Annotated in this window: 4 protein-coding genes; all 4 read right to left on the reverse strand. The window is 53.7% G+C overall.

Annotation, left to right across the window (positions count from 1 at the left end; translation table 11 throughout):
* Positions 1–4: 4 nt before the first annotated feature.
* The 4 genes from ENN40_01190 to ENN40_01205 all read right to left on the reverse strand — a co-directional run bounded on the left by ENN40_01190 (position 5) and on the right by ENN40_01205 (position 6188).
* On the reverse strand, positions 5–814 hold the full coding sequence (locus tag ENN40_01190; protein ID HDP93957.1) for a hypothetical protein: 810 nt from the start codon (positions 812–814) through the stop codon (positions 5–7).
* A 62-nt stretch (positions 815–876) separates the two neighbouring features.
* Entirely contained in the window at positions 877–1059 is a 183-nt protein-coding gene (locus ENN40_01195) for a hypothetical protein (protein HDP93958.1), read from the reverse strand.
* 51 nt (positions 1060–1110) lie between these two features.
* Positions 1111–2784: a hypothetical protein gene (locus ENN40_01200; GenBank protein ID HDP93959.1), complete on the reverse strand. Its 1674-nt coding sequence runs from the start codon at positions 2782–2784 to the stop codon at positions 1111–1113.
* A gap of 164 nt (positions 2785–2948) precedes the next feature.
* The gene (locus ENN40_01205; GenBank protein HDP93960.1) at positions 2949–6188 is read right to left on the reverse strand and encodes a peptidase S41; all 3240 of its coding nucleotides are present in this window, start codon (positions 6186–6188) and stop codon (positions 2949–2951) included.
* Positions 6189–6391: the final 203 nt, after the last annotated feature.

Genomic DNA, 6391 nt, shown 5'->3' on the forward strand with positions numbered 1-6391 from the left:
CCGGTCAGCGATGCCGGATGAGCCGCACCACGGAAAACACGATCAAGGCGGCCAATGCCCAATGCAACCATGAAAGCTGCGTTTGAAACACCAGCGGAGCGGCCAGAAATGGATAGAGGATGTTTGTTGAGTACTTCAGGGACGCAGTCTGGATCATGCCCGCTTTCTTGAGCGCCAGTTGCAGCGCTGCCAGGGAAAGCAGCGCGAAAAAGACATAGAGGTAAAGGTAGGCAGAGGAAAAATAGCGCGCCACGTCAAAGCCGAATTCCAATACCAGCAGGCGCAGGAACACCACCATCAGGCCCGCGGACATTCCGGCAACGGCGCCGAAAAGAACAGCCCGGCTGCGCTTGGGCAATCCCCGCGCAAAACCCATCCCAAACACCGCCACAGGCAACAATGAAATGCCCCAAAGGGCCGAGGATGCGCCTGCCGTATCGCCCGGGGCACGGTCCAGCAGGTTTAGGAACACGAACCCGACCACGAAAAGAAACGCGAACAATCCGTCGTTCCGGGTCAGGGGTTCACCCAGTACCCGATGTGAAAGAATCACCAGGAGCACAACCACCCAGCCGGAAAATGCGCCCACGATATGAGGCGGAAGATACTTCAAGGCCACGGCGCTGGGAATGCCGTAGAGGTTGGCCAGGACCAAGCCGGCCACCCACAGGCGACGGCTGCGGAAATAAGCACTCGTCTTTGGTCCCCGCCAGCCCAGCCAGGAGATCCCCACTTTCATGAGCATCTCCCCGCCGGCGATGCAGGAGTAGGCCAGCAAGGCCATGAAAACGGCAAATATTGTGGCGGGATTCATGAGAAGCAGAGATTATACACCACTTCTCCTAAATCAAAGTCCTTCCCCTAAAAATCTGGAAATCAGTTTTGTTTTTTGTTTGTCAGTACGTACAGGGCGAACAGGATCAGGGCGCCGATATACAGAAAAGGAACGGCCCAGGGCCACAATGGGTGCCCCGAAATGACAACCTTTGCCACCTTGAACAACGCGCCCGATACAACCGTGATCAGCAGCCAAATCGCAAAAATCTTCTTAAATGCCATGCGTTTCTCCCCTTTTTCCTCTTTTTATACATGTCATGCTGAAAGCCTTTCTCAAGGCAGGCTGGACAGATCCATTTGGGCCGCGAATTCACGCAGCAGTACCAAGCCTTTTTCAGAACTGGTTCCCAAGTCGATCAGGTAGCGGTCCTTGTGCGCCAGACTGATCCTGGCTTCGCCCGTTTCTTTATCCACGCTTTCCACCACTGGAACGCCGCCAATTGAGCTGACCCGGGAAAACCGTTCCTCGTTGTCGATGCGAATGTTGGCCGCCAAAGTGAATTTGAAAGCGCTGATTATCATCGAATTTTCTGAACCGGCATCGGTGATGTGGACACGTACGCTGTCTTCTCCCGAGATGTACCGGGTATCCAGTGTGGCGATCTGAATGTTTCCGGCGGCGCCTGAGCTGAATTCGGAATCCTGTTTCTTCCAGCCTTGCATCCCGGGCAACGCCCGGCTCAAATCGTTTTCTGATGCCACGGCTGATGGATCTGTTGACTCCGTATCAGCAAAGATCTGTCCCGATTGTTTTTTCATTTCCTCTAACTGCTCCGCCGCTTCTTTTGAAAATTCTTCCGCTTCTTTCTGAGATACTTCCGCTTCTTTCTGAGATAATTCCGCCTTGCGGCCCGCGGCTCTCTTCTCTATCTGCTCGGCAATCTCTTGATGAACTTTGCTTGCGGCTTTGATCGCGGCGCTTTTGCCGGACGCGGTTGCAGAGGAATCCTTCGGCGAAAGCAAAAGAATCAACCCCACAACAATGGCCGCCAACAACACCAGTCCGCCGATGATAATGGCCAGCATTTTTTTGTAGGCGCCGACTTGTGCTTCATCTTTTTGTTCCTCCAAACCGCTGATCGCCGCTTGAACGCCACTCATTTCAGTTCGAACAGTTGCAACCGCGGCCAGCTCCTCTTCCAGGCCGGGAAATTTTTCGCCGGAGTCGGCCAGTTTCTCTCCCAATGCTTTCTGGTTATTCTGCAAGCCTTTTTCAATCTCGTTCGACTTTTGCTTGTTTTGCGTCAACTCGCTTTTCACGGCGGCAATCTTTTTGTCTAAATCAGAGATGATCTGTTTTTCTTCTTTGCGCAGCTCATCCAATTGTTTCTCCAAACCGTTCATGCCCTGTTCCAATGAACCCGCGAGGTCTTTGACCGGTTTCGTGGATTCTTCGCGGGCATCAATGCCGGCCTGCAAGGCCTCGGCTTCCTGCTGCAACAAAGCCGGCATCTTTCCGGCTTCGGCCTTCTCTGCTTCCGTACTTTCCGGGCCGGCGCTCTTGTTCTCGAGTTGAGTCTGCTCACGTCCAATCGCGGCCAGCCTGTCTTTGGCGGTTTTTGACTTCTTTTCCGCCTCCTGCAGGATCTTTTTCTGTTCATCCAGGCGCTGGTCCAGGTCGCGTTTCTTTTCTTCAACACCTTTGCGAGCAGTATCCAAGCGTTCACTTTCATTTCGCTTTTTTTCTTCCAATTCCTGTTTGCGCTGCTCCAGTCCCTGATCATGCTTTTTTAATTCATCCAGGTTGCGCTGGGCTTCTTCCAAAGCGGTTTTTGCATCCGCAAAACTGGAAATATCTGATTTGGATTCCCACGCTTTTTTTCCCAATGCGGTGAAACGCTCATTGAGGATTTTTTCCTGTTTCTTGATTTGCTTGCCTTTTTTCCCCAGAGATTTGCGGCGTCGACGCTCCGCCATTCCTTGCTGGAATATGGTTTTTAGACTCATGGCATCACCTCAACTGATGGTTGATTTACTGGAATCATTGTAGAATCAACAGAAAAAATTATCAACTCAAGAAGCGAACCAGCGCATAAAATTAACAGCCTTTTTATACGCGTTATACGCGCGAGGCTTACTCTGAATAGGGAAACCACTGCCAACTTAACGGGCTATTTGTCAATCACATCAAGGAGAACGCGGATGGCGGCTTCGAGTTGCTGGTCGCGGCCTCTGTCAACAAAGCCGGGTATGTTTTTTACCATCACGTCCGGTTCGGTCTGGTTGTTTTCCAGCCATTCGCCGGCCTTGTTCCTGGCGCTCACGGGGATCGTGCCCCACAGGATGGTGCCGTTCTGCAGCATTTCCCAACCGGCAAAGCTGCAGGTGCCGGGTACGGGCATGCCGACCAGTTTGCCGATACCCAGGTCCTTATAAGCACAGGCAAAGCAGTGGCCGTCACTGTAGTTGGCCTCGTTGACCAGGGCCACGTGGGGCCGGGTCCAGCGATAATTGGGCTCATAACCCAGGTCGCGCTGCTCAATGGCGTACGTCATGAAACGCTCGCCGGAAAGAAACATGGTGATGTCTCCCACCAGGTCGCCGCCACCGTTAAAGCGGGTATCCACGATCAGCCCTTCACGGTCGAAGTACTTGCCCATGGCTTTATCATACACATGACGATAAGAGCCGTCGCTCATGCCGGGAATGTGCACATAGCCCAAACGACCGTTTCCGGATTTTTCCACCTCTTGCTCGTTTAAACGCACCCAGCGCTCGTACAGCAGGGTTCTTTCCTCTTTGGATGAAATCGGGATCACGACCAGGTCCGTGGTTTTCCCTGTCCCGGGGTCAAGTAGACTCAAGGCCGTACGCTTTTCCGCCAGGCGGTTGAGATAGCGCGCGCTGTCCGTTTCAGAGGAAACGGCAATTCCGTTGATCGCGGTGATCACCATACCGGGTTTGACATTGAAACCGGCACGATCAAGGGGCCCGTTGCGCATTACCTCGGTGATGCGGATCCCTTCCCCGCTGTAATTGGTATCGATAAAGATCCCCAGCGAGGCTGTCTCGTCTGCATGGGGATTCTGCGCCATCGCGCGGGCGCCGCAATGAGAGACATTCAACTCCCCCAGCATTTCCGAAAGCAGTTCAACGAATTCGCGGTCATTACCGATGCCGGCCAGCTTGGGGGCGTAAGCGATTTTCATGGCTTCCCAATCCACGCCGTGAAACCCGGATTCGTAGAACATGGAGCGGGTCTTTTCCCATACGTGGCCAAACATCTCTTTTCTTTCAGCGGTCTCATCAAAGGTGATCTCTCCCCCGACGTGCACCGGTTTTTTTGACTTCTTTTCCGGATCCAGTTTAAAAATGTTCCCGTCCGCCAGCAAAAACAGGCTCTCGCTTTCGGCATTCCGTTGCAGTTGGCCCGAGCGCGCCCCCAGGTCCAGAATCTTCTCTGTTTCACGCGAACGCAATTTCGTGGCCCAGAGGTTCATGCCTTTCTCGAAACGCGCCAGGTAATAGAGGGTTTCACCGTCCTTTGACAGCACCGCGTCACCCAGGAAAGAGGAATGAATGGTCAGGCGTTTTCTGCGTTCCCTCATCCCCTCCCATTCAAAGCGGAGAGGCTGGATCGTCTCTTCCGGCTTTTCTTTTTTCTTTTTGTCTTTTTTGTCGCTCTTTTCCTCGTCCCCTTTGTCTTTTTCTTCCAGTTCTGTAAACAAACCGAATTCATCCTTGGAGAGGTTGGCGCGTTCCCATGCCTTGCGGGTAAAGTACAAACCGTACACATCCCGCTGCCGGGCACCAGAGTTGGCGTAGGCGCGCAGTCCGTGGCGATTGCTGAACCAGAGCATCAATTCACCTTTGCCCGCCCAGCTGGGGCGCATATCGTGATAGCCGCTTTCGGTCAGGTTGACCATCTCCTGCGAACCGTCCGCTTTCAACAACACGACTTCGGTATTGGCCAGGCGCGGCGTGTATTCCGCCAGCAGCCAGCGACTGTCCGGACTCCATTGGAAATACTGGTCGCCGTCACCCATGTACACCAGGTTGTTTGCAGAAAGCAGGGTACGGGTCTCTTTGCTTTTCAGATCCATGACTTTCAATTCCCGCTTGTTCTCGATAAACGCCATGGACTTGCCGTCGGGAGAGATCAGCGGCATGTAATTGTCCGCTTCGGTAACCAGTAACGCTTCTTCCTCAAGAATGGTCGCTGCGTGGAAAAACTTCTCCTGCGGATCGCTCAATCTGGCGCGGTAAATCCCCCAGCGCCCGTTGCGTTCACCGGCATACACGATTCCCTTGCCGTCGGGGGTGAAAGAAACAAAACGCTCCGCCCCCGGAGTGGTTGTGATGCGTCGCACCATTTTGCGTTCGGTTGAGGTAGCGAAAACCTCTCCCCGGACCACGTAAGCCATCTCTTTCCCATCCGGAGAAACCGCCATCTCACTGACCTTGCCCTGAACGGGGATCAGGCGCCCGTCGTTCTCTTTGCTGGAAACAACCACGCGAACCATCAACTTTTTCGGCTCGGCGCCGGGTTTCTGCACATAGAGGTCACCATGATGGGTGAAACACAATGTTCCCTGGTTGTCGATGCTGAGGAACCGCACCGGGTGGCCGGAAAACACGGTGACCGCCTCGTTTTTTTGCGGTTGCGCCAGTTCGAGACGATGTACGTTAAAACTGCCGCTTTCTTCGCTGAGGTAATAAATGCTTTTTTGATCCGGAGCGAATACGGGGTTGCGATCCTCAAAAGGGGATGTGGTTAAACGCATATGATGATTTTTTGCTTTGTCGTACAACCAGATATCACGGGTGACGGCGGAACGGTGATGCTTGCGCCAGTAATTCTCACCGCCTTTTTTGTCGATGTAAATCATCCGGGAACCGTCAGGGCTGACCTGGACCTCCTCTGCGGGGAAGGTCCAGACCTGTTCCACTCGGCCGCCGTTGGCGGGGACCTGGTACAACTCGGGCAAGTAGGTGGTGGGAAACCCGCGGTGCTTGAAATCATCCAGGCGCGCCGCGCCGAACAGCACTTGTTTCCCATCCGCCGTGAACGCGTAGGGAACTTCGTCCGCCGAATGCCGGGTCAGGCGTACGGCTTCACCCCCGGCCGCGGCTACCACAAACACATCCAGATTGCCGTGACGGTCGGAAGCAAAGGCGATTTGCTCTCCGTCCGGGCTCCATACCGGGTGGTATTCATCAGCTTCGTGAATGGTCAGAATCCGCGCGTCTCCGCCGGAACCGGACACCAGGTAGAGATCGCCGTGACTGCTGAATACGATCCGCTCTCCGTCGGGTGAGATCGCGGCCCAACGAATCCATTGGGGACTGACTTCGGGGAACATCAGTGACGCCGCAACAAACATACACAGCACCAAAAGAACTTTTTTCATTTTTGCCTCTTTAGAGCGAATCACTACTGGTTTTACGGATATTAACAAAAAAGGTTGGAAAGTTGAAAAGTTTGGATCTCTTACGTTTTGTGTGGGTAAGCACACATTGGTGATAGGCGAGATTGTGAGGAATGAGTACCCATAGGGCATACATACCCGCAGGGCATAAAGCATAAGCGAACGCAAACGGCAGGTTCCGGGGC

This window comes from Candidatus Aminicenantes bacterium (assembly GCA_011049425.1).
Classification (GTDB): Bacteria; Acidobacteriota; Aminicenantia; order UBA2199; family UBA2199; genus UBA876.

Coding starts and splice junctions, on each gene's coding strand:
- ENN40_01190 (HDP93957.1), bottom strand. CDS start 814: ATGAATCCCGCCACAATATTTGCCGTTTTCATGGCCTTGCTGGCCTAC.
- ENN40_01195 (HDP93958.1), bottom strand. CDS start 1,059: ATGGCATTTAAGAAGATTTTTGCGATTTGGCTGCTGATCACGGTTGTA.
- ENN40_01200 (HDP93959.1), bottom strand. CDS start 2,784: ATGAGTCTAAAAACCATATTCCAGCAAGGAATGGCGGAGCGTCGACGC.
- ENN40_01205 (HDP93960.1), bottom strand. CDS start 6,188: ATGAAAAAAGTTCTTTTGGTGCTGTGTATGTTTGTTGCGGCGTCACTG.